This window comes from Streptomyces albireticuli (assembly GCF_002192455.1).
Classification (GTDB): domain Bacteria; phylum Actinomycetota; class Actinomycetes; order Streptomycetales; family Streptomycetaceae; genus Streptomyces; species Streptomyces albireticuli_B.
In genome coordinates this window covers 4,644,025-4,669,416 of the sequence record NZ_CP021744.1, presented here as the reverse complement: position 1 = coordinate 4,669,416, position 25,392 = coordinate 4,644,025, and the positions used below count along the sequence as shown (strand labels likewise).

Here is a 25,392-nt window from a genome sequence, read left to right as displayed (position 1 = left end):
GCGGGCCGGGGAGAGCCGCGCGAACGGCAGGAAGAGGGCATGAGAAGGCCCGGTCCTGGTGCGCACCCCCGTGGCGCACCGGGACCGGGCCGGGTCCGACGGACCCCCTCGCGGGGATCAGTCGGTGGCGATGGCCTTCAGGACGTTCATCCGGCCCGCCCGGAACGCCGGGACCAGTGCGGCCAGCAGGCCCACCACCGCCGACCCCAGGAAGACCGAGACGATCGTCGGCCAGGGGATGTCCAGGACGCCGAGGCCCTGGAGGGCCAGCAGCTTCTGGGCCGTGGTGCCCCAGGCCATGCCGAGGCCGAGGCCGAGCAGGGCGCCGAAGAGGGCGATGACGACCGACTCCAGGCGGATCATGCGGCGCATCTGGCGGCGCGAGAGGCCGATCGCCCGCAGCAGGCCGATCTCCCGGGTCCGCTCGACGACCGACAGGGCCAGGGTGTTCACGACGCCCAGCACCGCGACGATGATCGCGAGGGCCAGCAGGCCGTAGATCATGTTGAGCAGCTGGCCGACCTGGTCCTGGATGAGCTTCTTGTAGTCGGACTGGTCACGGACCTTGATCTGCGGGTACTGCTCGACGGACGCCTTGAGCGCGGCGGCGGCCTGCTCGGTCTGCCCGTCGGCGGCCTTGGCGAGGAGCATGAAGTCCAGCGGCATCTTCTCCGCCGGGAGGTAGCTCCGCGCGGTGGCGATGTTCGTGTACATCGCGCCCTGGTCGATGCTGGTGTCGTCCGAGGTGACGGCCTTGACCGTGAGCTCGGCCGGCTTCCCGCCGACCATGGCGACCTTCAGCCGGTCGCCCAGCTTGACGCCGTGGTCCTTGGCGAAGCCCTCCGGCACGGACATGGCGTCCTTGGCGTAGGCGTCCTTGAGGTCGCCCTTGACCGTCTCGGCGCGCACGTCGTCGGCGTAGGTCGGGGTCACCGCGGACAGCCGCTGGGTCGCGCTCTTGCCGTCCGGGGTGGTGATCTTCGCGTTGACGACCGTGTACTCGGTGACGTGCTCGACGTGGCCGGCGGACGTGACCGCCTTGACCACGGCCGGGCTCAGCGGCTGCTGGTTCTCGGACTGGACGATGAAGTCCGCGCCCACCGACTTGTCGAGCTGGTCCGTGGCCGAGGCGACCATGGAGGAACCCACCACGGCCAGGGCGGCGACCAGCGCGAGGCCGATCATCAGGGCGGAGGCGGTGGCGCCCGTACGCCGCGGGTTGCGCAGCGCGTTCCGCTCGGCGAGGCGGCCGACGGGGCCGAAGACCCGCAGCACGACCGCGCTCAGCACGCGGACGACGAAGCCGGCGAGCAGCGGGCCCACGACGATGAAGCCCACCAGGGAGAGCAGGACGCCGAGGCCCAGCATGCCCGAGCCCGCCTGGGCGTCGTCGGACGTGGCGGCGGCGACCAGCGACAGCCCGCCCAGGGCGGTCAGCAGCAGGCCGACCGTGGTGCGCACCTTGCCGGCCTTGCCGTCGGCCGGGGTGCCCGCGTCGCGCAGGGCGGCCATCGGGGAGATCTTCCCGGCCCGGCGGGCGGGGAGGTAGGCGGCGAGGACGGTCACGATCACACCGATGGCGAGACCGGTGATCGGCGTGGCGGCCTTGATGGTCAGCTCGCCCATGTCGAGCTTCATGCCCATGGACCCCATGAGCTTCATCAGCCCCACGGCGAGGGCCACACCGCCACCGATGCCCAGCACCGAGCCGACGACGCCGAGCAGCAGCGCCTCGACCAGCACCGACCGGTTGATCTGCCGGCGGCTGGACCCGATGGCCCGCATCAGGCCGATCTCCCGGGTGCGCTGGGCCACCAGCATGGAGAAGGTGTTGACGATCAGGAAGATGCCCACGAGGACGGCGATGCCGGCGAAGCCCAGCAGCGCGTACTTCATGACGTCGAGGAAGGAACCCAGCTCCTTCTTGTCCTCCTCCTTGGTCTCGGCGGCGGTGCGCACCGCGTAGTCGCCGGCGGCCGGGCCGAGGGCGGTGGTGACGCGCTCCTTGAGCTGCTCGTGGCTGACGCCGGAGGCGGCGGTCAGCCCGTAGCTGCTGTACTCACGGGTGCTGCCGAGCAGCTTGGCCTGCGCGGTCGGGGTGTCGAAATAGAGGACGGCCGCCCCGGGGTTCGTCGTCCTGTACGTCGCGATGCCGACGACCCGCACGGTGAAGTCGCCCGGGGCGGCGATCACCCGGAGGGTGTCCCCCGTCTTCACGTGGTGCTTGTCGGCGGTGTCGGAGTCGAGGACGGCCTCGCCCACGCCGTGCGGCTCGTGCCCGCTGGTGATCTCGACGGACTTCTTCTGGCTGTCGTCCCAGTTGGTGCCCACGGTGGGGGCGCCGGAGGTGGGGCTCAGGCTCTTCCTACGGCTGTCGGCGACCGTGATCTGCTGGCTGGTGGCGTGCGGCTCGACCTTGGCGACGCCGTCGACGGCGGCCAGCTTCTCCCGGAGCGACGCGGGGAGCGTCTCCGGCTTGCCGGTCTGCTGGGCGTCGTCGTTCTTCTTGGGGCTGACGCCCACGTCGGAGGCGGTGGACGCGAACAGCTTGTCGAACGTCGCCGTCATCGTGTCGGTGAAGACGAGCGTGCCGCAGACGAACGCCACCGACAGCATGACCGCCACGGCCGACAGCGCCATCCGCCCCTTGTGGGCGAGGAAATTGCGCAGGGAGGTACGGAGGACGGTCACGACACCCGCCCGCGCGCGTCGAAGTGCTTCATCCGCTCCAGGACCGCGTCCGCGGTCGGGCTGTACATCTCGTCGACGATCCGGCCGTCGGCCAGGTACAGCACCCGGTCGGCGTACGAGGCGGCCACCGGATCGTGGGTGACCATGACGATGGTCTGGCCCAGCTCGTCCACCGAGCGCCGGAGGAAGCCCAGCACCTCGGCGCCGGCCCGCGAGTCGAGGTTGCCGGTCGGCTCGTCACCGAAGATGATCTCCGGCCGGGCGGCGAGGGCGCGGGCCACGGCGACGCGCTGCTGCTGACCGCCGGAGAGCTGGTTCGGGCGGTGCTTGAGCCGCCCCGCGAGGCCGACGGTCTCCACGACCCGGTCCAGCCAGGCCCGGTCGGGCTTGCGGCCGGCGATGTCCATGGGGAGCGTGATGTTCTCGAGCGCGTTGAGCGTCGGGAGCAGGTTGAACGCCTGGAAGATGAAGCCGATCCGGTCCCGGCGCAGCTGGGTGAGCTTCTTGTCCTTGAGACCGGTTATCTCGGTGTCGTCGATGTGGATCTGCCCGGAGGTGACGGTGTCGAGGCCCGCCAGGCAGTGCATCAGGGTCGACTTGCCGGAACCGGAGGGACCCATGATGGCGGTGAACTGCCCACGGGCGATGTCCACGTCCACATGGTCGAGGGCGACGACCCGGGTCTCCCCGGATCCGTAGGCCTTCACAACCTGACGCGCGCTCGCCGCGACGGCCGTATGCCCTCCACTGCCCCCGGTCCTGGGAATCGATACAGCGGTAGTCACGTGAGTCTCCTATTACCTGTTCCGTCCGGTGCGTCCATGCCACCGGGCCATGTGCTCAGCCTGCGGGAATGCGGGTACCGGCCGCGATGGTGCTCATCCGTGTATGTGGGGTGGTGCTAACCCCACCCCCGCACTCCGGCCGTCCGTAAGAAGGCTAGGGAGCGCCCGGGGCACCCTCCTCCTGCTGCGGGACGAACCTCGCGGAGGAGCGCGGAGGAGATCGCGGGGAACATCCCCTAGGGGACGTGACCTTGCCGGCGCCCTCCGTCTCGGGGTAGCTCCGGCCACGCCACCGCGCGCCCCGGCGCCCGCGCCGCGCCCCCGCGGACGGCGCCCGCGCGGGGAACGAAGAGCGAAGAATGCGTGAAGCCCGTCCCCGGACAAGACAATTGGGGCTGCGGAGAATTAGTGTTCGGGTTCATGGCCGAGGGGGGCACCGTGCGACCCCCTTCGCACCGGCCGACGGCCTCCGGAGGAAGCAGCCTGTGAAGATACTCCGTACCCGCGCTGCCAGCGTTTCCCGGCAGGGCCTGTGCACAGCCCTGCTCGTCGCCAGCCTGACCGCCGCCGTCGGCGTCAGCCCCCCGCACAACATCGCCGACGCCGACGACACCAAGCCCGGCCCGGACAACCCCCAGGGTCTGCCGCACGGCACGCCCAACCTCACGCTGCCGGACCTCAAGCCCCGCTCCCCGGGCCCGCTGCCCCCGCCGAACCAGAGGGTCGACGGTTCGGACGCCGCCTCGGGCATCCCCGCGACGGCCCTGGACGCCTACCGGAAGGCGGCCCAGGCCATGCGGACCGACCGGCCGGACTGCCACATCCCCTGGGAGCTCATCGCCGGCATCGGCAAGGTCGAGTCGCACCACGGCACGATGGAGGGCAGACAGCTGCTCTCCGACGGCCGCAGCGACCGGAAGATCCTCGGTCCCCGGCTGACGGGCGGGCAGTTCGCCACGGTCCGCGACACCGACCACGGGCGCTACGACGACGACACCGAGTACGACCGGGCCGTCGGCCCCACCCAGTTCATCCCCTCCACCTGGGAGAGCTTCGCCTCCGACGGCAACGGCGACGGCGTCAAGGACCCCAACAACATCTACGACGCCGCCCTCGGCACCGCGCGCTACCTCTGCGCCGAGGGCCGGGACATGAACAAGCCGGAGGACCTCGACCGGGCCATCCTCCGCTACAACCCCTCCCGCGAGTACGTCACCGCCGTCCTCGCCTGGATGCGGAAGTACCAGTCCGGCGACGTCGCCGAGCTGCCGGGCCTGCCCGGCGGCGGCAGCCCGCAGCGCCCCGCGCCCTCCGGCAGCACCCCGGGCAACCGGCCCACGCCGACCCCGCCGGACCGGAAGCCGGGGAACACCCCGGGCGGCTCCGGCGGCGGCTCCACGGGGCCGGCGAAGCCCGCGCCGCAGAAGCCGACGCCTCAGAAACCCGAACCTCAGAAGCCGACGCCTCAGAAGCCCGATCCGCAGAAGCCCGATCCGCAGAAGCCGACTCCCGGGAAGCCGGCGCCCGTCGCCCACCTCGACCGCTACGAGACCGCCGAGGAGTGGCAAACCACCGAGGGCGCGACCTTCAAGGAGCGGGCCCGTGTACGGGCCACTGACCGCACGGGCAAGCCGGTCGCCGGCATCCAGGTGACCTTCGAGATCATCGGGAAGACCGACGCCTACTTCCCGAGCGGCACCAAGGCGACCAAGGTCACCAAGGTCACGCTCCCCACCGGCAAGGACGGCGTCGCCTCCGCACCGCAGGTCGTCGCGGGCGACCGGTCCGGCAACTTCCCCGTTCGGGCCACCGTCGACGTCCGGAACGTCGACCCCGTCGACTTCTACGCCACGGTCGTGGCCCCGCACGCCGACACCCTCACGCAGGTCGGCAACGAGAAGTTCACGGCTACCCCGAACGGCTTCTTCACCGATCGCCTGACGGTCGTCGCTCGGAAGAAGGACGGCACGGCCGTCAACCACCTCCGCCTGACCGCCACGGTCACCACCCCCGACGGCAAGACGGACGTGACCTCCGGCCCGTACTTCAAGGGCGCCGACGGGAAGCCCACCCGCACACTCGACCTCGGCCGGACCGCCGCGGACGGGACGCTCACCCTGCCCGAGCTGTTCACGGACAAGAACACGGGGGCGTACGCGCTGCGGCTGACGGCGGCCGACGGCACGGGCCTGGTGGTCCACCTGAACGTGGAGCAGAAGCCGGAGGGCGGGAAGGAGAAGGACGGCAAGGCGAGTCCCTCACCGTCCACGCCGGCCACCACCCCGTCGGCCACGCCGACGAAGAAGGCGGGCGCCACGTCGTGACCGGAGGTCCGCACCGGGGCCCCGGCCCCGGGTCGCCGGGCGGGCTCAGCCGCCGCCCGGCGACCTAGGACACCGCTCCGCCTGCGTCTCGCCGGGGGCGGGCGGCAAGGCCCGGCCGTACGGTCCGCGCACACCCGGGGAGCCGCCCGCCCGCCGGAGACGCCTCGCCGGAGGTCACAGCTCCCCCGCGCCCAGGTCCTCCGCGACCGGCTTCCCCGTCAGCGCCGCGAGGCTGTGCCGCACGTGCGCCATGTGCGCCCGCAGCTCCTCCCTCCGCTCGTCGTGCTCCCGCAGCACCCGCTCGGTGTCCCGGGCCACCCGCTCCTCGCGCACCCGCGCGTGCGAGATAAGGGCCGTGCCCTGCGCCTCCGCGTCCTCCTGGCCGTGCCGCGCGGCCTCCTCGGCCTCCGCGTAGCGCCGCTGCGCCTCGGCCAGGGCGTTGCGCGCGTACTCCTCCATCGCGGCGATCCGCACGTCCAGCGCCGCCTCGCGCTCGGCGATCTCACGGCCCGCGGTCTCCCAGCGCTCCGCGTGGCCCTTCTCCTGGTCCGCGAGGACCGCCGCCGTCCGCTGCCGCATCTCCTTCAGCGCCGCGAGGGCCTCCTCGCGGCGCTCCTTCACCTCGCGGCGCGCCACGGCCGCCACGTCGTCGGCGACGGCCTCGGCCGCCTCCAGGGCCCGGCGCGCCCACTCCTCCGCCTCGGCGCGCACGGCCACCGCGTGCTCGTGCGCGGCGTCCCGCACCGCGCGCGCGTGGCCCTCCGCCGCGTCCATCAGCTCGGCGGACGCCGCCTCCGCGCGCTCCCGCAGCCCCGTCGCCTCGGCCTGCGCCGTGAACAGCAGCCCCTGGGCGCGGTGCCCGAGCTGCTCGTAGGTCTGCGGTGGAAGCTGGGCCACGACTTGCGCGAGGCGCGCGACCTCGTCCTCCATCTCGCGCGCGAGCACGGTCAGCCGGGCGGCGCGCTCCCACGCGTCGTCCCGTCGGCGCGCGTACTCGGCGAGGGCGCGCTCCACCTGATCAGGACGGTAACCACGGCCCCGTACCACGGAGAAACCGTCAGGAGATACCGATGCACTCATCCTTGAAGCCCCTTTTATCCCGGATATCCGGTATGTGACGCGGTCCGGCGCACATCATTCCTGGACGACGGAACTGCCCGAAACACGACACTCCGCCCGCTTCCTCTGTCAAGAATGCGCCGACCGACGACAGCAGGGCGTCCGACCCCTCATCAAGGGTCGAACGCCCTGCGCCCTCAACACGCCGGTCGGCCCCCTAGAAGAGACCGTCCCACATCTGCTCGACCAGCACGGCCCACCAGTTCTCGGGAGACGCCAGCGCCGCCGGGTCCAGCGCCAGCAACTGCTCCTGGAAGTCCACGGTCCAGCGCCCGGCCTGCTCCGGCGTCAGCCCGTAGCGCCACCGCCACATCTTCCCGAGCAGAGCCAAAGAGCGTACGAACTGAGGAAGGCTCGTGTTGACGAACTGCGGTGGCACCGGCCCGCCGTCCGGTCCCGCCTCCATCGGCACCGCCACGATGTGCGCCGTGCCGTACTGCACGCACAGCTGCCGCCCGTAGTCGCTGCCCATCACCAGATACGAACCGGCGTCCGGGGCCGCCCGCACGCCACGCTCCGCCGCCAGCTCGCCCAGCGTCGGCACCGGCCGGCCCGGCTGCGCCTGGCCCCAGAAGAACGGGCCGAAGTCCACCGGCAGCCCCGCCCACACGAGCGTCTGCGCCACGACGTCCGGCACGCCCTGCCGCGACACCGCGCGCTGGTCGAAGCGGAAGACGCCCTGCGGGCCGAACGACTCCGCCAGCTCCCGCGCGACGGCCTCCGGACCCACCGGGGGCGCCTGCCGCACCTGCTGCGGATGCGGCAGCGGCACCCGGTTCGGCGCCGGCCGGGCCGGGCCGTCCGCCACCTGGTGCAGCTCGCCCTGGTGCTCCACCAGGTGCCGCACACCCTGCTGCCGGGTCGCGTGGTCCCGCCCGTACGCGGCCGTGTGGCTCACCCGCACCTGCGGCCAGGTCTCGCGCACCATACGGGCGCAGTAACCGCCCGGCAGGTCGCACGACTCCAGCTCCGTGTGCAGCTCCAGCACCTGCTGCGGCGGCACGTTCATGGCCCGCAGCTCGTGCAGGATCTGCCACTCCGGGTGCGGCGTGCCCGGCGCGCTGCGCCGGATCAGCTGCTGCTCCGAACCGTCGGGCGCGCGGTAACGCAGCACGGCCATGTAGCCGGGCCCGACCGTCGGCACCCCGGAGGGGGCTTGCGGATAGCCGTACGCGCCGGGCGCACCGGGCGGCACCGGAGCGGCGGGGGCGTGCGGAGCCGCCGGTGCGCCGGGTACGCCCGGCGGCGTCGGGGCACCGGGCGCACCCGGACCGGCGAGCATCGTCGCCGCGGCGTGCACCCCTCCGGGCCCCTGCGGGCCGCCGGGGGCGCCCGGAGGCACGGGGCCGCCCGTGGCGGGCCGGCCCGGCGCACCGGGGGCACCCGGGGCGCCGGGCGCGTGCGGGACTCCCGGCGCGTGCGGCGGCTGCCCCGGAGCGCCTGGGGCTCCGAGGGCGTTGGGGTCGGCGAGCATCGTCGCCGCGTAGTGCACACCACCGGCCGGCGGGTTCGGGGCGCCGGGCGCGCCCGGCGCCTGCGGCGGCTGACCGGGAGCCGCCGGGCCCGCCGGAGGAACCGGAGCGGCGGGCATGCCCGGGGCGTTGGGGTCCGCGAGCATCGTGGCGGCGTAGTGCGCGCCACCGGGCGGCGGGGTGCCGCCCGCGGGCCGCGCCCCTTCGGGGCCGCCCTGCGAAGGCTGACCGGGAGCGCCGGGGGCCTGCGGGGGCTGTCCCGGGGCACCGGGGGCGCCCGGCGGGCCGGGCGGCACGGGAGCGCCCGCGCCGGGGCGGCCCGGGGCACCGGGAGGTCCGGGCGGCATCGGGGCACCGGCTGCCGGCCTGCCGGGCGCGGCCGGGGCCCCGAGGGCCTGGCCGGGGGCACCGGGAGCACCGGGCGGTACGGGAGCGCCGGCCGGAGCCGGCGGGGCCGGCCGCCCCGTCGGGTCGTCGATGGCCGGTGCGATCGCCGTCGGCGGCAGCGCGCTGCCCGTGGCCATCAGCGCCGTCTTGGCGTCCGGCTGGACGCTCGGCGCCGGCGCGTCGTCCTCGTCGTCCGTGCCCGACAGCGCGGGCGCCAGCACCGTGGCGGGCAGGCCCACGGAGCGGTCGGCGTCGTCGTCGCCCACGTTCGTGTCGGCGTCGGCCCACGAGACCGCGCCGAGGGGCTCCGCGACACCGTCGCCCGCACCGGACGGACCGGCCGGGGAACCGGCCTGCGGGTCCGCCCAGGGGCTCGCCACCGGGCCGGTCGCCGAGGCGTCCGTACCCGGCCCCGAGAACGTGTCGCCCGTGCCCGAGGCACCGGCGGAGAACCCGGCGGAACCGTCCGTACCGAGCGGGCCGGCCGGGCCGGCCGACGCGTCCTCGCTACGCACCTCGGCGGAGGGCACCGGAGCGGGAGCCGGGACCGGAGCGGCCGTACCCCCGGCGGGCGTCGCCCCGGAAGCCCCGGAAGCCCCGGACACACCCGAAGCACCCGAAGTCACCGGAGCACCGGACGTCCCCGACGTACCCGTACGCCGGTCGGGGATCCCGATCGCGTCCGCCGCGTCCTGCAACCACTGAGGCGGACTCAGCAGGAAGGACGTCGCCTCCAGATCCAGCCGCTTGGGCGGTTCGTCCGCCACCGGCGCGGGCTCCTCCACGACTCCGTACTCCTCCTCGTACCGCCGGATCACCTCGCCGACCGGAAGCCCCGGCCACAGCGTCGTCTCCCCGCTGTCACGGGCGATCACCAGGCGGGCGCCGCCGCCGTCCGACGTCGGACCGTCCTCCCGGTCCTCCGCCCAGACCACGAAGCCCAGGTCGAACTCCCGTACCCGCACCTCCCGGTGCTGGTACGCCGGGACGTCACCGTTGACCCACCGCTCCGCGCGCTCCTGCGCCTGCGCGAACGTCACCATCCCGCGCTCACCCCTCCACCGGGACGGCGTACGCGAAGCCACCGTCGACCATCAGGTTCGCGACGGTCTCCAGCTCCGGCGGCCCACCGGCCAGCCGCGACAGAAACGCGTCGAAGTCCTCACCGCACGGCAGCAACAGCCGCTCCACCCGCTCGTGCACCGTCCAACCGTCCCGGTCCCGGGCGTCGTCGTACGGGCAGAACCACACCGAACCGATCGCCTCGCCCTTCACCTTCACCGCGAGGACACCGCCCTGCACGAAGGCCACACCCAGGTAGTCCTTGGTGAAGTGGTCGCGCAGGCACTTGTTCACGTACACGAGGTCGTTGACCGCCGCCTCGTCCCGCACCGTGAAGAACGGCTGGTCCACCAGCAGGCCCAGCTCGGCGTCCAGCGCCGCGCCCACCGGCGCGCAGCCGCCCGCGGCCTTCAGGAACGCGCGGTAGGCGCCCGGCAGCCGGTAGCCGAGGTCCTCCTCGACGCCCTGCACCTGCTCCTCCGTCACCGCCAGGTCCCGGTGCGGCAGCGCGAAGTGCACCGGCCGGGTCTCCTGGAGCGGCCGGGTGCCGCGCTTGTCCTGCTCGACGGCGGCCGTCGCCAGCCCGCCGTGGTGCCGCAGCAGCGCCTTCACCTCGGCCGGGACCAGCTCCAGCCGGCGGGTGCCCGCCACGTGGTGCCACGTCCAGCCGTGCGGCGTCGCCACCAGCGGCAGGCTCGCCCACAGCTCGTGGCCCTCCGCGTGCAGGGCCGCGTTCGCCGACACGTAGTCGGTCAGCCGCAGCTCGTCGACGCCGAAGCCCTCCGGCGGCTCGGCGATCTCCGCCGCGGCCCGCGCGTAGGGCGAGAAGTCCGGGAAGCCGTCGTCGTCCACCCGCACACCCTTGGGGTAGCGGCCGGCCCGCACCGGGTCCGGGAAGTGCACGACCTGCCCGGCATAGGCCGTGTTCGGTGGCGCGGCCTGCTGCCCGAGCCGACCTGTCGTCATGGCGGATGCCCCCTGCTGACTGTGTCCCCTGACGGCCCGGACAGGTGCGGCGGACGCCGCGGGCCACCAGACCCCGGCCGCGCCACGGGGCGGCCCGGCCGGTCGGTGTCCCCATGGCCGAGAACACCCCTAGTGCGGCACAGCCTATGCGGTGCCGCAAGGAGGCCGGCGCGCTCCGCGCCCCGTTTGCGGGCGCACTCGACGGGCCCGCCACGCCCGGCGTGCCACGGTCACCATGCGATGCCCCACAGTGATCACCCGACACATGAACACCACACGGCACTCACCCAACCCCGACCTGACTTCCACACCCGCCACCCCATTTGGCAGGCTGATCCCCGCAACAGGGGGATTGCACGGGAGGGAAGAACCACCATGCACACGACACAGGACCGCCAGACGGACGGCACCTCGCCCGGCGACCCCCGGCTCAGCTGGAGCGCCACCGAGGACGCCGACCGTCCGCCCGCCCTGCTCCACCGCCGCGACGGCATCCTGCCCGCCGTCGCCGCCGCCCTCTCCGTCCGCGGCGAGACGCTGACCTGCACCGGCGGCAAGGCGGAACAGCCCCCCGCGCTCCACCCCCTCGTCCAGGACTTCCTCGACACCCTCACCAGCGACCGCCGCGAGCGCTTCACCGGCCGCTGCCCCGAGGCGCTCCTCGTCACCCGCTACCTCACGGCCTTCGAAGCCGGCCGCAGCAAACGCGCCTCCCGCAAACCCCTCACCCACGGCGAGGCCCGGCGCGCCCTCAAGCACGCCAAGCTCACCGCCCGCCACATCCGCGAGGACGGCGACCCCCGCCACGGCGCCTACGCGCCCCCCTGCCGCTCCTGTACGGCGCTCCTCACCCACTTCGGCGTCCGGGCCGTCGACCCCGCCGCCCCGAACAACGGCAAGGGCTGACCCGCATGCGCGCCTTCGACCGCACCGCCGCCACCCGCTTCCCCGTCGCCGTGGACGCCGCCCTGCGCGAGGCCGGCTGGCAGCCGGGCCGATGGGACATCAAGGCCGCCGAGCACTGGGCCGACGCGCTGCGCGCCCACACCTCCCCGGCCGGCCACCGGCACACCGTCTTCCCCGCCGCCGTCGAGGCCTGGGCCGAGTTCGGCGGCCTGCACATCGCCGCCTCCGGACCGGGCCGGCACATCGCCCCCACGCCCTTCCGGATCGACCCGCTCCACGGGCTGCACCTCGCCCGCACCGTCGCCGACCTGGGCCGCGCGCTCGGCGCCGACGTCTGCCCCCTCGGCCAGGAGGCCGACGGGCAGGCGCTGCTCACCATCGACGCCCACGGGCGCGTCTACAGCCTCGACCACACCGGCGACTGGTACCTCGGCTCCGACATCGACCGCGCCATCGGCGCGCTCGTCACCGGCACCCGCCCGTCACGCCTCTCGGCGGGGCCGCGCGCCTGAGGCCCGCGGCGGCCGCGCACGCCCCGCGGCGGAGCCACCCACAAGGACGCCCGCCGGGGGCGAGAACCAGCCAAAACCAGGGCGAAAACCGGTCGAATCGCCAACGGGCCCCCGTGAGCCCGAACCGGACCGTCCGGACCGTCGTTGAACCGACGAGCCGCCCGCGGCACCCGGCACCCTCAGGCGCCCGCGCCACCGCCCCCGGGAATCACCGCCGACACCCGGAAACCCCCCGCGTCCGTGGCCCCCGACACGAAGACCCCGCCCAGCGCCGAGACCCGCTCCCGCATCCCCACCAGACCGTTGCCACCGCTCGGCAGCCCGGCGTCCGCCGCCCCGCCCTCCGACGGGCCGTTCTCCACCTGGAGCGCCACCTCACCCTCACGGTGCGCCAGCCGGACTATCGCCTTCGCGCCCGGCGCGTGCTTGTGCACGTTCGTCAGGGCCTCCTGCACCACCCGGTACGCGGTGCGCTCCACCCGCGGCCCGTACGCCCGCTCCTCACCCTCCACGCACAGCTCGACGACCATCCCCGCCGCGCGCGACTGCCCGACCAGGTCCTCCAGACCGTCCAGGCACGGACCGTCGCCGAGCAGGCCGTCGCCGGCCGCCGGCACCGCACCGGCACCCGCCACCGACACACGGGCCGAGGCGGCGGCCGCCACCTCCGCCAGCCGCTGCGGCCCGGCAGCGGCCGACGGGCCCACCACGGCCTCCCCCGAGGACGTCCGCAGCACGCCGAGCATCTCGCGCAGCTCCGTCAGCGCCTGCCGGCCCATGTCCCCGACCAGGCCCGCGTTCTTCGACGCCTTCTCCGGGTCCTTCAGCGCCACCGCCTGGAGCGCCGCCGCGTGCACGACCATCAGCGACACCCGGTGCGCCACCACGTCGTGCATCTCCCGCGCGATCCGGGTCCGCTCCTCGTTCCGCGCCCAGACGGCCCGCTCCTCGGCGCGGTCCGCCAGCAGCGACAGCTCCCGCTCCAGCCCGTCGGCCCGCTCCCGCAGACTCTCCACGAGCCGCCGCCGCGCCCCTACGTACAGTCCCGTCAGCACCGGCGGAGCGGCCACGCCCAGCGACATCAGCACGGCGAAGAACGTCACCAGCCAGGTGCCGGGACGGTAGCCGTCCTCGGCCAGGTCCTGGTCGAACCGGACGAACACCACGATGAACGTCCCCACGACGGACGCCCCGGCCAGCACCACCGTCAGCCGCCGCGGCACATCGGACGCGGCCAGCGTGTACAGCCCCACGATCCCCAGCAGCAGCCCCATCTCGGCCGGCGTGATCGCGATCGCCACCAGCACGACGGCTATCGGCCACCGCCTCCGCAGCACCAGCGACGCCCCGATCGGCACCCCCAGCACCAGCCCCAGCTCCCCTGGCGCCCCGATCTGATGCGCGAAGCCGACCCCCTCGGCCGCGCACTCCAACGCCGACAGCAGTCCCAGCACGACATCCAGCACCAGACTCCGCCGCCGCGCCCACCACCACGGCCCCTCGGGCGCGCCCCGCGCCGCCTTCCGCGATTGCCCCCGTTGTGGTCATACCACCCAGACTACGGGCGGTCGCCACCGGTTTTCCTGTGCGCGAGGCAGCACGGGACGCGTGCGATTGGGGGTGAAAGGCACCACTTTCCCGCGAACCGTTGGATCGATTCCCTTTTCGCCATACATGCGTCCACGCCGCCACGAGCCCACGGCCTTCGGCCCGGCCGCGGGCCGGAGCACGGGCCCGCCGGCCCCTCGCGGCACGCGTCCCGAACGGCACCGACCCGTACCGTCGCATTGAAGGCCGGTGGTACGGCATAGTGGTGGCTGCGCGTATGCCCGATCAAGAGAATCGGACATATTGGACGAACTATCCCGGGTCGTCTAATGGCAGGACAAATGGTTTTGGTCCATTGAATGAGGGTTCGATTCCTTCCCCGGGAGCCCTGAGTTCGCATCCCCTCGGGTCCTGACCTCCAGGTCAGGACCCGCCCGCGTTTCGGCGTGTAAACGCACCGGTATCCTTCGGATGTCCACCACCCGAAGCCGAAGGGCACACCCGTGAGCGCCAACCGCCCGGCAGCCGTCGTCGTCCTCGCAGCGGGTGAGGGCACCCGCATGAAGTCGGCGACCCCCAAGGTCCTGCATGCCATCTGCGGCCGCTCTCTCGTCGGACATGTCGTCGCCGCCTCCCGCGAGCTGGACCCCGAGCACCTCGTGGTGATCGTCGGGCACGCCCGCGAGAAGGTCGCCGCGCATCTGGCGGAGATCGACCCCGAGGTCCGCACCGCCGTGCAGTACGAGCAGAACGGCACCGGCCACGCCGTGCGCATGGGCCTGGAGGCGCTCGGGGACAGCGGGATCGTCCTCGACGGCACCGTCGTCGTCGTCTGCGGCGACACCCCGCTGCTGACCGGCGAGACCCTGCGGAAGCTCAGCGACGCCCACGCCGCCGACGGCAACGCCGTCACCGTGCTCACCGCCGAGGTCCCGGACTCCACCGGCTACGGGCGCATCGTGCGCGACGAGGCCACCGGCGCCGTGACGGCGATCGTCGAGCACAAGGACGCCACCGACGCGCAGCGCGCCATCCGTGAGATCAACTCCGGTGTGTTCGCGTTCGACGCCCGGCTGCTGGTCGACGCCCTCGGCAAGGTCCGCACGGACAACAGCCAGGGCGAGGAGTACCTGACCGACGTCCTGGGCATCCTGCGCGAGGCCGGGCACCGGGTGGGCGCGGCCGTCGCGGGGGACCACCGCGAGATCCTGGGCATCAACAACCGCGTCCAGCTCGCCGAGGCCCGCAAGCTGCTCAACGAGCGGCTGCTGCACACGGCGATGATGAGCGGTGTGACGGTCGTCGACCCGGCCTCCACCTTCGTCGACGTGACGGTGACCTTCGGGCAGGACGTGCTGGTCCACCCGGGCACCCAACTGCTGGGCGCCACCCACCTGGCGCAGGACGCCGAGGTGGGCCCGAACAGCCGGCTGAAGGACACGACGGTCGGCGAGGGCGCGGTCGTGGACAACACCGTCGCGGACGGCGCCGAGATCGGCGCGGGCGCGAACGTCGGCCCGTACGCCTATCTGCGGCCCGGCACCCGGCTGGGGACGAAGTCCAAGGCCGGCGCGTACGTCGAGATGAAGAACGCCGTGATCGGCGAGGGCACCAAGGTGCCGCACCTCTCCTACGTCGGCGACGCCACGATCGGCGAGTACACGAACATCGGCGCCGCGAGCGTCTTCGTGAACTACGACGGTGTGAACAAGCACCACACGACGATCGGCTCGCACTGCCGGACCGGCTCGGACAATATGTTTGTGGCTCCGGTCACGATCGGGGACGGCGCCTACACGGCCGCCGGCTCGGTCATCACCAAGGATGTGCCCCCGGGTTCGCTGGCTGTCGCACGTGGGCAGCAGCGGAATATCGAGGGCTGGGTTGCACGTAAGCGCCCCGGGAGCGCAGCCGCACAGGCCGCTTCCGCTGCTAGTCGAGACGCTCGTCCCGAGTCCCAGGAGACCGACGGCGGGCAGTGACCGTGACACGGGGGCGCCGTGCGGGGCGTACCGTGATAAGCGCACACAAAGCGACATCCAAGGAGACTGTGCTGTGACCGGGATCAAGACGACCAGCGAGAAGAAGCTGATGCTCTTCTCCGGCCGCGCCCACCCCGAGCTTGCCGAGGAGGTCGCGCACCAGCTGGGCGTAGGCCTGGTCCCGACCAAGGCATTCGACTTCGCCAACGGCGAGATCTACGTCCGCTTCCAGGAGTCGGCACGCGGCGCCGACTGCTTCCTGATGCAGAGCCACACGGCTCCCATCAACAAGTGGGTCATGGAGCAGCTGATCATGATCGACGCGCTGAAGCGCGCGTCGGCCCGCTCCATCACCGTGGTCGTGCCGTTCTACGGCTACGCCCGCCAGGACAAGAAGCACCGCGGCCGTGAGCCGATCTCGGCCCGTCTGGTCGCGGATCTGTTCAAGACCGCGGGTGCGGACCGGATCCTCACGGTCGACCTGCACACGGACCAGATCCAGGGCTTCTTCGACGGCCCGGTCGACCACCTGTTCGCCCTGCCGATCCTCGCGGACTACGTGGGCGCGAAGGTCGACCGCGACAAGCTGACGGTCGTCTCCCCGGACGCCGGCCGCGTGCGGGTCGCCGACCGCTGGTGCGACCGTCTGGGCGCGCCCCTGGCGATCGTCCACAAGCGCCGTGACAAGGATGTCGCCAACCAGGTGACGGTGCACGAGGTCGTCGGTGACGTGAAGGGCCGCGTCTGCGTCCTGGTCGACGACATGATCGACACCGGTGGCACCATCTGCGCCGCCGCGGACGCCCTGTTCGCCAACGGCGCCGAGGACGTCATCGTGACGGCCACGCACGGTGTGCTCTCCGGCCCGGCCGCGGACCGTCTGAAGAACTCCAAGGTGAGCGAGTTCGTGTTCACCAACACCCTGCCGACCCCGGGTGAGCTGGAGCTGGACAAGATCACGGTGCTGTCGATCGCGCCGACGATCGCGCGCGCGGTGCGTGAGGTGTTCGAGGAGGGTTCGGTCACGAGCCTCTTCGAGGAGCAGGCGTAACACCCTCCCTCACCACAGCCGATCGTTCTGATCGATTTCTGGGCGGCCTCCCCGCCGGGTACACTTCTCAAGTTGCTCGGCGAGGGAGGCCGCACTGGTGTGCGGCGGTCCGTTATCGACGCGCTCTTCGTAGCAGGTCTGTCGTGGGCCGGGTAACGGCCGTCAGATCTTTATCGCTTACGAGGAGTGCTCATGTCCGAGATCAAGATTCCCGCGCAGACCCGCACCGAGTTCGGCAAGGGCTTCGCCCGCCGCGCCCGCGTCGCCGGCCAGGTTCCCGCCGTCGTCTACGGCCACGGTGGCGAGCCGGTCCACGTCACCCTGCCGGGCCACGAGCTGATGATGGCGCTCAAGACCCCGAACGTCCTGCTCTCCCTGGACATCGAGGGCCGCGACGAGCTGGTCATCCCCAAGGCCGTCCAGCGTGACGCGCTCAAGGGCTTCCTGGTCCACGTCGACCTGCTGGTCGTCAAGCGCGGCGAGAAGGTCACCGTCGAGATCCCGGTCCAGACCGAGGGCGACCTGGCCCCGGGCGGCAACCTGCTCGAGCACACCCTGACCGCCCTGCCGGTCGAGGCCGAGGCCACCCACATCCCCGAGGCCATCGTCGTCTCCGTGGCGGGCCTGGGCGCCGGCGCCTCCGTGCTGGCCAAGGACGTCGTCCTGCCGGCCGGTGTCTCCCTCGCCGTCGACGCCGACGCCGTCGTCCTGCACGTCGTCGCCGGCCAGTCGGCCGCCGAGGAGACCGCCGAGAGCACCGAGGCCTGATCCTCGCCCTCACCGGCTTTTTCTTTGCGACCGCCGTCCCGCTCCACCGGAGCGGGGCGGCGGTTGGGCTATGAAGGAGATATGCAGATGACGGACGACTCCAGCCCCTGGCTGATCGTGGGCCTGGGCAACCCCGGTCCGGAGTACGCGGGCAACCGCCACAACGTGGGCTTCATGGTCGCGGACCTCCTCGCGGAGCGGCTGGGCGCGAAGTTCAAGACGCACAAGGCGCGGGCGCAGGTGGTCGAGGGGCGGCTCGGCGCGCCGGGGCCGTCGAGCCGGCGGGTCGTGGTGGCGAAGCCGATGTCGTTCATGAATCTGTCGGGCGGGCCGACGGCCGCGCTGCGGGACTTCTACAAGGTGCCGGTGGAGCGGATCGTCGCCGTCCACGACGAGCTGGACATCGACTTCGGTCAGCTGCGGCTGAAGCTGGGCGGTGGCGACAACGGCCACAACGGTCTGAAGTCGATCACGAAGGCGATGGGGCCGGACTACTGCCGGGTGCGCTTCGGCATCGGGCGGCCGCCGGGCCGTATGCAGGTCGCGGACTTCGTGCTGAAGGACTTCTCGTCGACGGAGCGCAAGGAGCTTGCGTTCGAGGTCGACCGGGCGGCGGACGCGGTGGAGACGCTGATCGTGGACGGTCTGGAGCGGGCACAGGGGACGTACAACGCCTGACCGCGCTCCTCGTGGCCGTCGAGCTCCTGGGCTCTTGGGCTCTTGAGCCGGAATCGCCGAAGGGCCCCTCCGTGGAGGGGCCCTTCGGCGTGTGCGCGGGGGTCAGCCGGTGTTGCGCAGACCCGCGGCCACGCCGTTCACCGTGAGCAGGAGCGCCCGGGCGAGCAGCGGGTCCGCGGCCTCGCCGCGCTCCGCGGCCTGCCGCTGCCGGTCCAGGAGCGTGACCTGGAGGTACGAGATCGGGTCCAGGTAGGCGTCGCGGATGTGGAAGGTCTGGCGCAGGACGGGGCTGGAATCGAGGAGTTCGGCCTCGCCGGTGATGCGGAGGACCTCCTGGACGGTCAGCTCGTGCTCGGCCTTGATGGCGTCGAAGACGTGCTTGAGGTCGTCGGGGACCAGCGTGTCGACGTAGTGCCGCGCGATGCGCAGGTCGGTCTTGGCGAGGGTCATCTCGACGTTGGAGAGGAAGTTCTGGAAGAAGTGCCAGTGCTCGTGCATCTCCTCCAGGACGGTGTCGAGGCCGGCCTCGCGGGCCGCCTTGAGGCCGGAGCCGACGCCGAACCAGCCGGGGACGATCTGGCGGGACTGGGTCCAGCCGAAGACCCACGGGATGGCGCGGAGGCCGTCGAGGCCGGCGCCGCTGTCGGGGCGGCGGGAGGGCCGGGAGCCGAGGTGGAGCTCGGCGAGCTGGTCGACGGGGGTGGAGGCGAAGAAGTACGCCGGCAGGTCCGGGTCCTCGACGAGGCGGCGGTAGGCGTCGTGGGCGGCGTCGGAGACGGTGTCCATCGCGGCGTCCCAGCGGGCCAGGGCCTCGTCGGACTGGCGGGGTGAGGTGTGCAGCGCGGAGGCCTGGAGGGTGGCGGCGACCGTCAGCTCCAGGTTCTCCCGGGCGAGGGCGGGGATGAGGTACTTGTCGGAGATGACCTCGCCCTGCTCGGTGACCTTGATCTCGCCCTCGAGGGTGCCCCAGGGCTGGGCGAGGATCGCGTCGTGGGTGGGGCCGCCGCCGCGGCCGACGGTGCCGCCGCGGCCGTGGAAGAGGCGCAGCCGCACGCCGTAGCGGTGGGCGACGTCGCGCAGCCGGCGCTGGGCGCGGTGGATCTCCCACTGGCTGGTGGTGATGCCGCCGAACTTGGAGGAGTCGGAGTAGCCGAGCATGACCTCCTGGACGTCGCCGCGCAGGGCGACGAGGCGGCGGTAGGAGGGGTCGGCGAGCATGTCGTCGAGGAGGCGGTCGGCCTCCTTGAGCTCGTCGGTGGTCTCCAGCAGCGGGACGATGCCGATCTTGGCCCAGCCGGCGTGGAGGTCCACGAGGCCGGCCTCGCGGGCCAGGACGGCGGCGGCGAAGACGTCGTCGGCGCCCTGGCACATGGAGATGATGTAGGACTCGACGACCTCGGGGCCGAAGCGGGCGAGGGCCTCGCGGACGGTGTCGAAGACGCCGAGGGTCTTGGCGCCGTCGGCGTCGAGCGGCGCGGGCTTGGGGGCGAGCGGCCGGCGCGAGCGGAGCTCCTTGGCGAGGAGCTTGCGGCGGTAGTCGCGGGGCATGTCGGCGTAGCGCCAGGACTCCTCGCCGAGGCGGTCGAAGAGCTGGCCGAGGGCGTGGTGGTGGGCGTCGGCGTGCTCGCGGACGTCCATGGTGGCCAGGTGAAGGCCGAAGGCGGCGAGGGTGCGCAGGGCGCGCTCCAGGCGGCCGTCGGCGATGAGGGCGCCGCGGTGGGCGCGCAGCGAGTCCTGGATGAGCTGGAGGTCCGCGAGGAGGTCGGCGGTGCCGAGGTAGTCGCGGCCGGGCTCGTGGGGGGTGTTGCGGGCGAGGCGCTCGCGGGTGTTGACGAGCTTCTGGCGGACGCAGGTGGCCTTGAGGCGGTAGGGCTCCTCGGCGTTGAGGCGCTTGTACCGGGGGCTGATCTCGGGGAGGAGTTCCAGGTCGTGCTGGAGGGAGGTGAGGAGCTCCTCGGTGGCGCCGCTGTTGCGGATGGAGTTGGAGAGGGCGCTGCGGAGGAGGTCGACGAGTTCGAGGGCGTCCGTGATGCCGTGCTCGTGCTGGAGGATCAGGACGTCCCAGGTGACCTGGGGGGTGACGTTGGGGTTGCCGTCGCGGTCGCCGCCGATCCAGGTGCCGAAGGTCAGCGGGCGGGTGGTGGCGGGGAGGGTGACACCGACGCGGTCGAGCTCGGCGGCGAGGTCCTCCAGGACGTCGCCCACGGCGTTCGCGTGGAGCTCGTCCAGGTAGTAGATGGCGTTGCGGGCCTCGTCGGTGGGCTCGGGGCGGGCGACGCGCAGTTCGTCGGTCTGCCAGAGCAGGTCGATGTTCTCGGCGAGGCGGAGGTCGGTGCGGCGCTTCTCGCCGCCGCCGGTGGCGGGGGTGTCGAGGAGCTCGGCGATGCGGCGGAGCTTGTTGAGGACGCTGCGGCGGGCGGCCTCGGTGGGGTGCGCGGTGAAGACGGGGCGCACATTGAGGTTCTCGACGGTCTGCCGGAGGTGGTCGGCGTCGGCGTCCTTGAGCTGGTCGGCGGTGCGGGCGAGGATCGAGCCCTCGGCGTCGCGCTTGGCGCGCAGCTCGCGGCCGCGGTGCACCTGCTCGGTGACGTTGGCGAGGTGGAAGTAGGTGGAGAAGGCCCGGACCAGCTTGGCGGCCGTGTCGGGGTCGGTCTCGCCGAGGAGGTGGGCGGCGGCCTCGCCGTCGGTGCGGGTGAGGGCGCGGACGCGCTCGACGAGGGCGAGGAGCTCCTCGCCCTCCTGGCGGACCAGGGTCTCGCCGAGCAGGTCGCCGAGGCGGCGGATGTCGGCGCGCAGGGCGGCGCTGCGCTGTGCTTCGTCCGCGCTCTGCCGGGTCTCGTCGGCGGCGGGGCTGATGTGGTCGGCACTGCTCACAGGTGCGGCTCCTTGCAGAGTTTCTGAGCACGTCTGGAGGGGTTGCGGACCGCGCTGTCCGGCGTGCACCAGCATAGGTCGCCGTCCGACGCGCGGTTGTCCACAGCCCTCGTGCTCCGGGGCGCCCGCCTGCCATACTTACGAGGCCGTAGGTTACGGACCCGTAGCCATGCCCCGAGCCCCCTGAGGGATCTCATGACTGCAAGCCCCGACGTGATCGAAGACGCGCCGAAGGCCCAGGAAACCCCGCTCCCCTCCGCCACGCTGGGTGGCGACAGCAAGCGTTCGGTGGAGCAGATCGCGCTGCTGCTGTTCATCACCGTCCCGTTCGTCGCGCTGCTCGCCGCGGTGCCGCTGGCCTGGGGCTGGGGGGTGAGCTGGCTGGATCTGGGTCTGATGGTGGCGATGTACTACATCGGCTGCCATGGCATCACGATCGGCTTCCACCGTTATTTCACTCACGGGTCGTTCAAGGCGAAGCGCCCGCTGCGGATCGCTCTGGCGATCATGGGGTCGATGGCCGTGGAGGGTCCGCTGGTGCGCTGGGTGGCGGATCACCGCCGGCACCACCGGTTCTCGGACGCCGAGGGTGATCCGCATTCGCCGTGGCGTTACGGCGAGACGGTCCCGGCGCTGCTGAAGGGTCTCTGGTGGGCCCACGTCGGATGGATGTTCGACGAGGAGCAGACGCCGCAGCAGAAGTACGCCCCGGATCTGATCAAGGATCCGGACATCCGCCGGGTGTCGCGCCAGTTCGTGCTGTGGACGTCGGTGTCGCTGCTGATCCCGCCGCTGGTGGGCGGTCTGGCCACCTGGTCCTGGCAGGGTGCGGTGACGGCCTTCTTCTGGGGTTCACTGGTGCGGGTGGCGCTGCTGCACCATGTGACGTGGTCGATCAATTCCATCTGCCACGCGGTGGGCAAGCGGCCGTTCAAGTCGCGGGACCGCTCGGGCAACGTGTGGTGGCTCGCGGTGCTGTCCTGCGGTGAGTCCTGGCACAACCTGCACCACGCGGATCCGACGTCCGCGCGGCACGGCGTGCTGAAGGGGCAGCTGGATTCCAGCGCCCGGATCATCCGCTGGTTCGAGAAGGCCGGCTGGGCCCATGACGTGCGGTGGCCGGATGCCGGCCGCATCGACTCCCGAAGGAAGGAAGATGCCGCTCACGCGGCATGATTGACAGCGTGGCGATCGATAGCAGTACCACCAGTAACAAGAACCGGGCCTCGGATTCGGGGCCGCGCCGCACCCGGAGGGTGCGGATGACCGGCGCGGAGCGCCGTGAGCAGCTGCTGGACATCGGTCGCACGCTCTTCGCCGAGAAGGGGTTCGAGGGCACGTCGGTGGAGGAGATCGCGGCGAAGGCCGGGGTCTCCAAGCCGGTGGTGTACGAACACTTCGGCGGCAAGGAGGGGCTGTACGCGGTGGTGGTCGACCGCGAGATGCGCCAGCTGCTCGACCTGGTGACGGGCGCGCTGACGGCGGGGCACCCGCGGGAGCTGCTGGAGCAGGCGGCCTTCGCCCTGCTGGACTACATCGAGTCGTACACCGACGGCTTCCGGATCCTGGTCCGGGATTCGCCGGTGGCCCAGTCGACGGGCACCTTCGCCTCCCTGATCAGCGATATCGCGACGCAGGTCGAGGACATCCTGGGCCTGGAGTTCAAGGCCCGCGGCTTCGACCCGAAGCTCGCCCCGCTGTACGCCCAGGCGCTGGTGGGGATGGTGGCGCTGACGGGTCAGTGGTGGCTGGACGTGCGCAAGCCGAAGAAGGCGGAGGTGGCGGCGCACCTGGTGAACCTGGCGTGGCACGGGCTGGACGGCCTGGAGCCGAAGCCGCGGCTGGTGGGGCACCGGCGCTCCTGACCGGGGCCCTCCCCGGACCCCGTTCCCGGCAGGCCGGCCGGGCCCGGATCCCGCCCGGCCCCGCTCAGCCGGGCCGCCGGCCCACCACGAAGATCCTCCGGAACGGGAAGACCGTGCCGTGCGGCCCGGCCGGGTAGGCCTCGCGAAGCATCGCCCCGTACGCGCCCAGGAACTCCTCCACCGCCCCGGGGTCGCCGGACAGGGCCGTCAGGACGGGCCTGAGGGCCGTCCCCTTCGTCCAGTCGAGGACCGGGTCCGGGCCGGTGAGCAGATGGCTGTAGGTGGTCTCCCAGGCGTCCACCGTGAGGCCGAGGCCGGTGAGCCGGTCGAGGTAGCCGGCCGGTTCGAGGATGTGCCGGGTGTCGTACAGGCCGCCGAGCCGGTCCCGCCAGCGCTCACTCCCGCACAGGTCCCGCAGCAGGGTGTGGCTGGGGGCCTGGAAGTTCCCGGGGAGGGTGAAGGCGAGGCTGCCCCCGGGGGTGAGGGCGGCCGTCCAGGCGGGGAAGGACCCGGCGTGGCCCGGCACCCACTGGAGGGTGGCGCTGGAGACGATCAGGTCGAAGGGTTCGGCGGGCGCCCAGTCGGTGAGGTCGGCGCGGGTGAAGTCGAGCCGGCCGCCGCCCGGTGTGGGGCCGGCGTGCGCGGCGGCCTCGGCGAGCATCTCGGGGGAGCTGTCGAGGCCCGTGACATGGGCCGTGGGCCAGCGTGCGGCGAGGAGCGCGGTGACGTTGCCGGGGCCGCAGCCGAGGTCGACGACGCGCGGCCCGCCGGGGCGGGCGACGGGATCGGGGATACGGGCGAGCAGGTCGTGGAAGGGGCGGGCACGGTGGCCGGAGTGGCGGAGGTACTGCCGGGGGTCCCAGGTGGCGGCGGTGGGCATGGGTGGGCCTCCTCGCGAGCGGGCAGGGGCGTGCCGAATACGGCGGACGGGAACATTCCGTACGCTTCCGTTCCAGCATGACCCCGCAAATCTCTTGACGTCAAGAGACTTCATGTCGACAGACCCTCTACACTGATCGTCATGGAGGACGAGGTCGATCGGCTTGTCGCAGCATGGCGTCGCGAGCGCCCGGACCTCGATGTGGAACCACTCGAGGTGCTCAGCCGTGTCAGCAGGCTGGCCCGCCACCTCGACCGGGCCCGGCGGCTCGCCTTCGCCGAGCACCAGCTGGAGCCCTGGGAATTCGACGTCCTGACCTCGCTGCGCCGGGCCGGCGCGCCCTACCAGCTCTCCCCCGGGCAGCTCCTCACCCAGACGCTGGTCACCTCGGGCACCATGACGAACCGCATCGACCGGCTCGCCAAGAAGGGCCTCGTCGAGCGGCTGCCCGACCCCACCGACCGGCGGGGCGTGCTGGTGCGGCTCACCGCCGAGGGCCGGGACCGCGCGGACGAGGCACTGGCCGGGCTGCTCGCGCAGGAGCGCGCGATCCTCGGCGAGCTCTCCCGCGCCCAACGCGGCGAACTGGCCGGACTGCTACGCCAGTTGACCGCCCCGTTCGACAACATTCCCGGCTAGGTCCACCGGCCCGACCCCGGCCCGCCGGGCCAGGGCCACCGCCGCGAGCGTGGAGTGCACCCCGAGCTTGCCCAGCACGTTCTGCATGTGCGTGCGGACGGTGTGCGGGGAGAGGTAGAGCCGCTCGGCGACGGCCTTGCGGCCCAGCCCGGCCACCATGCAGCGCAGCACCTCCCGCTCGCGCGGCGTCAGCGACTCCACCAGCCGCTCGCTCTCGGTGCGGTGCTTACGGGCCGCGGTGAGCTCCCGCAGCACGCCCGTGAGCAGCGCGGGCGGCAGATGCGTCTCGTCGCGCAGGACGCCACGGATGACGGCCAGCAGCCTGGAGAGCGAGCAGTCCTTGGCCACCCAGCCGCCGGCGCCCGCCTGGAGCGCCGCCGCGGCTCGTCTGGGGTCGTCGCGCTCGGCGAGGACCACCGTCCGCACGGCGGGCTGGCCGCTGCGGACCCCCGCCACCAGAGAGATGCCGTCGACCACGCCCTCGCCCTGCCCCGGGCCCTCCTGGCCCCGGAGCTGCCCCGGCACCACGTCCGGAGCCACCGTGCCCAGGTCGGCGTCCACGAGGAGCACGTCGAACCGCCGCCCCTCACCCGCCGCCCGCTCCAGCGCGCGCAGCGCCGCCGGCCCGCTGCCGGCCGCCGAGACGTCCACATCCGGCTCGGCCGCAAGGGCGGCGGCGAGCGACTCGGCGAAGATGCGGTGATCGTCGACCACCAGTACCCGAATACGTGCCACAGCCACCCCCATATCCCGGGAGAACGGCCAGTGCGGGTACGGCGCCCGGCCGCGGGGCCGCCATGCGCGCACGGCCGCCGCCGTGCCCTGACAGACCGCCCCGCCCCGGGCGTCGTACCTGACTGTCTCGCCCCCTGATCAGCGTCGG

Annotated in this window: 19 protein-coding genes and 1 tRNA gene; 11 read left to right on the top strand and 9 right to left on the bottom strand. The window is 72.7% G+C overall.

Annotation, left to right across the window (positions count from 1 at the left end; translation table 11 throughout):
* Positions 1–117 precede the first annotated feature (117 nt).
* Together SMD11_RS20225 and SMD11_RS20220 are read right to left on the bottom strand one after the other, a co-directional pair.
* A complete protein-coding gene (locus SMD11_RS20225) occupies positions 118–2,691 on the bottom strand; it encodes an ABC transporter permease (RefSeq protein WP_087927786.1) in 2,574 nt (857 codons plus the stop codon).
* Positions 2,688–3,476, bottom strand: a complete 789-nt coding sequence (locus SMD11_RS20220; protein ID WP_087927785.1) for an ABC transporter ATP-binding protein — start codon at positions 3,474–3,476, stop codon at positions 2,688–2,690. Before SMD11_RS20220 ends, SMD11_RS20225 begins: the two co-directional genes overlap by 4 nt.
* A gap of 485 nt (positions 3,477–3,961) precedes the next feature.
* On the opposite strand from SMD11_RS20220, the gene SMD11_RS20215 reads away from it, so the two are divergent.
* Entirely contained in the window at positions 3,962–5,800 is a 1,839-nt protein-coding gene (locus SMD11_RS20215; protein ID WP_159395328.1) for a lytic transglycosylase domain-containing protein, read from the top strand.
* A gap of 174 nt (positions 5,801–5,974) precedes the next feature.
* Here SMD11_RS20215 and SMD11_RS20210 read toward each other — a convergent pair whose 3' ends face one another.
* The 3 genes from SMD11_RS20210 to SMD11_RS20200 all read right to left on the bottom strand — a co-directional run bounded on the left by SMD11_RS20210 (position 5,975) and on the right by SMD11_RS20200 (position 10,806).
* A complete protein-coding gene (locus SMD11_RS20210) occupies positions 5,975–6,814 on the bottom strand; it encodes a cellulose-binding protein (protein WP_324614757.1) in 840 nt (279 codons plus the stop codon).
* A gap of 262 nt (positions 6,815–7,076) precedes the next feature.
* The gene (locus tag SMD11_RS20205; protein ID WP_087927782.1) at positions 7,077–9,821 is read right to left on the bottom strand and encodes an SUKH-4 family immunity protein; all 2,745 of its coding nucleotides are present in this window, start codon (positions 9,819–9,821) and stop codon (positions 7,077–7,079) included.
* Positions 9,822–9,828: 7 nt separating this feature from the next.
* Positions 9,829–10,806 (bottom strand): SMI1/KNR4 family protein, encoded by a 978-nt coding sequence (locus SMD11_RS20200; protein WP_087927781.1) that lies wholly within the window; start codon positions 10,804–10,806, stop codon positions 9,829–9,831.
* Between the two features lie 375 nt (positions 10,807–11,181).
* On the opposite strand from SMD11_RS20200, the gene SMD11_RS20195 reads away from it, so the two are divergent.
* Positions 11,182–11,712 carry a YwqJ-related putative deaminase gene (locus SMD11_RS20195; RefSeq protein WP_087927780.1) on the top strand — a complete coding sequence of 177 codons (531 nt, stop codon included), beginning with the start codon at positions 11,182–11,184 and terminating at the stop codon, positions 11,710–11,712.
* Positions 11,713–11,717: 5 nt separating this feature from the next.
* Positions 11,718–12,224 (top strand): SUKH-3 domain-containing protein, encoded by a 507-nt coding sequence (locus SMD11_RS20190; RefSeq protein ID WP_087927779.1) that lies wholly within the window; start codon positions 11,718–11,720, stop codon positions 12,222–12,224.
* A 179-nt stretch (positions 12,225–12,403) separates the two neighbouring features.
* Here SMD11_RS20190 and SMD11_RS20185 read toward each other — a convergent pair whose 3' ends face one another.
* Positions 12,404–13,690: a sensor histidine kinase gene (locus SMD11_RS20185; protein WP_324614756.1), complete on the bottom strand. Its 1,287-nt coding sequence runs from the start codon at positions 13,688–13,690 to the stop codon at positions 12,404–12,406.
* Between the two features lie 397 nt (positions 13,691–14,087).
* Here SMD11_RS20185 and SMD11_RS20180 point away from each other — a divergent pair.
* From SMD11_RS20180 to pth, 5 genes are all read left to right on the top strand, one after another.
* Positions 14,088–14,158, top strand: a tRNA-Gln gene (locus SMD11_RS20180).
* Positions 14,159–14,275: 117 nt separating this feature from the next.
* Entirely contained in the window at positions 14,276–15,754 is a 1,479-nt protein-coding gene (gene glmU / locus SMD11_RS20175; RefSeq protein ID WP_087927777.1) for a bifunctional UDP-N-acetylglucosamine diphosphorylase/glucosamine-1-phosphate N-acetyltransferase GlmU, read from the top strand.
* 73 nt (positions 15,755–15,827) lie between these two features.
* Positions 15,828–16,805, top strand: a complete 978-nt coding sequence (locus SMD11_RS20170) for a ribose-phosphate diphosphokinase (protein ID WP_087927776.1) — start codon at positions 15,828–15,830, stop codon at positions 16,803–16,805.
* A 192-nt stretch (positions 16,806–16,997) separates the two neighbouring features.
* The gene (locus tag SMD11_RS20165) at positions 16,998–17,573 is read left to right on the top strand and encodes a 50S ribosomal protein L25/general stress protein Ctc (protein ID WP_087927775.1); all 576 of its coding nucleotides are present in this window, start codon (positions 16,998–17,000) and stop codon (positions 17,571–17,573) included.
* Positions 17,574–17,660: 87 nt separating this feature from the next.
* A complete protein-coding gene (gene pth, locus SMD11_RS20160; protein WP_087930620.1) occupies positions 17,661–18,251 on the top strand; it encodes an aminoacyl-tRNA hydrolase in 591 nt (196 codons plus the stop codon).
* Between the two features lie 102 nt (positions 18,252–18,353).
* On the opposite strand, the gene ppc is transcribed toward pth, so the two are convergent.
* Positions 18,354–21,107: a phosphoenolpyruvate carboxylase gene (gene ppc / locus SMD11_RS20155; protein WP_087930619.1), complete on the bottom strand. Its 2,754-nt coding sequence runs from the start codon at positions 21,105–21,107 to the stop codon at positions 18,354–18,356.
* A gap of 213 nt (positions 21,108–21,320) precedes the next feature.
* Here ppc and SMD11_RS20150 point away from each other — a divergent pair, with 213 nt between their 5' ends.
* On the top strand, positions 21,321–22,301 hold the full coding sequence (locus SMD11_RS20150; RefSeq protein ID WP_199843914.1) for an acyl-CoA desaturase: 981 nt from the start codon (positions 21,321–21,323) through the stop codon (positions 22,299–22,301).
* A complete protein-coding gene (locus SMD11_RS20145) occupies positions 22,298–22,990 on the top strand; it encodes a TetR/AcrR family transcriptional regulator (RefSeq protein ID WP_087927773.1) in 693 nt (230 codons plus the stop codon). Before SMD11_RS20150 ends, SMD11_RS20145 begins: the two co-directional genes overlap by 4 nt.
* 64 nt (positions 22,991–23,054) lie before the next feature.
* Here the strand turns inward: SMD11_RS20145 and SMD11_RS20140 are convergent, their stop codons facing one another.
* Complete coding sequence (locus SMD11_RS20140; protein ID WP_087927772.1) at positions 23,055–23,870, bottom strand: trans-aconitate 2-methyltransferase; 816 nt, start codon at positions 23,868–23,870, stop codon at positions 23,055–23,057.
* Positions 23,871–24,011: 141 nt separating this feature from the next.
* Between SMD11_RS20140 and SMD11_RS20135 the strand changes: the two genes are divergently transcribed.
* On the top strand, positions 24,012–24,509 hold the full coding sequence (locus tag SMD11_RS20135; RefSeq protein ID WP_087927771.1) for a MarR family winged helix-turn-helix transcriptional regulator: 498 nt from the start codon (positions 24,012–24,014) through the stop codon (positions 24,507–24,509).
* Here the strand turns inward: SMD11_RS20135 and SMD11_RS20130 are convergent.
* On the bottom strand, positions 24,468–25,244 hold the full coding sequence (locus SMD11_RS20130; RefSeq protein WP_087927770.1) for a response regulator transcription factor: 777 nt from the start codon (positions 25,242–25,244) through the stop codon (positions 24,468–24,470). The two genes, SMD11_RS20135 and SMD11_RS20130, sit on opposite strands and share 42 nt — an antisense overlap.
* Between the last annotated feature and the right edge of the window lie 148 nt (positions 25,245–25,392).

What these genes read in the sequence shown, in the direction of transcription:
- SMD11_RS20205 (WP_087927782.1), bottom strand. Translation starts at nt 9,821, where the DNA reads ATGGTGACGTTCGCGCAGGCGCAGGAGCGCGCGGAGCGGTGGGTCAAC.
- SMD11_RS20200 (WP_087927781.1), bottom strand. Translation starts at nt 10,806, where the DNA reads ATGACGACAGGTCGGCTCGGGCAGCAGGCCGCGCCACCGAACACGGCC.
- SMD11_RS20195 (WP_087927780.1), top strand. Translation starts at nt 11,182, where the DNA reads ATGCACACGACACAGGACCGCCAGACGGACGGCACCTCGCCCGGCGAC.
- SMD11_RS20190 (WP_087927779.1), top strand. Translation starts at nt 11,718, where the DNA reads ATGCGCGCCTTCGACCGCACCGCCGCCACCCGCTTCCCCGTCGCCGTG.
- SMD11_RS20165 (WP_087927775.1), top strand. Translation starts at nt 16,998, where the DNA reads ATGTCCGAGATCAAGATTCCCGCGCAGACCCGCACCGAGTTCGGCAAG.
- pth (WP_087930620.1), top strand. Translation starts at nt 17,661, where the DNA reads ATGACGGACGACTCCAGCCCCTGGCTGATCGTGGGCCTGGGCAACCCC.
- SMD11_RS20150 (WP_199843914.1), top strand. Translation starts at nt 21,321, where the DNA reads ATGACTGCAAGCCCCGACGTGATCGAAGACGCGCCGAAGGCCCAGGAA.
- SMD11_RS20145 (WP_087927773.1), top strand. Translation starts at nt 22,298, where the DNA reads ATGATTGACAGCGTGGCGATCGATAGCAGTACCACCAGTAACAAGAAC.
- SMD11_RS20140 (WP_087927772.1), bottom strand. Translation starts at nt 23,870, where the DNA reads ATGCCCACCGCCGCCACCTGGGACCCCCGGCAGTACCTCCGCCACTCC.
- SMD11_RS20135 (WP_087927771.1), top strand. Translation starts at nt 24,012, where the DNA reads ATGGAGGACGAGGTCGATCGGCTTGTCGCAGCATGGCGTCGCGAGCGC.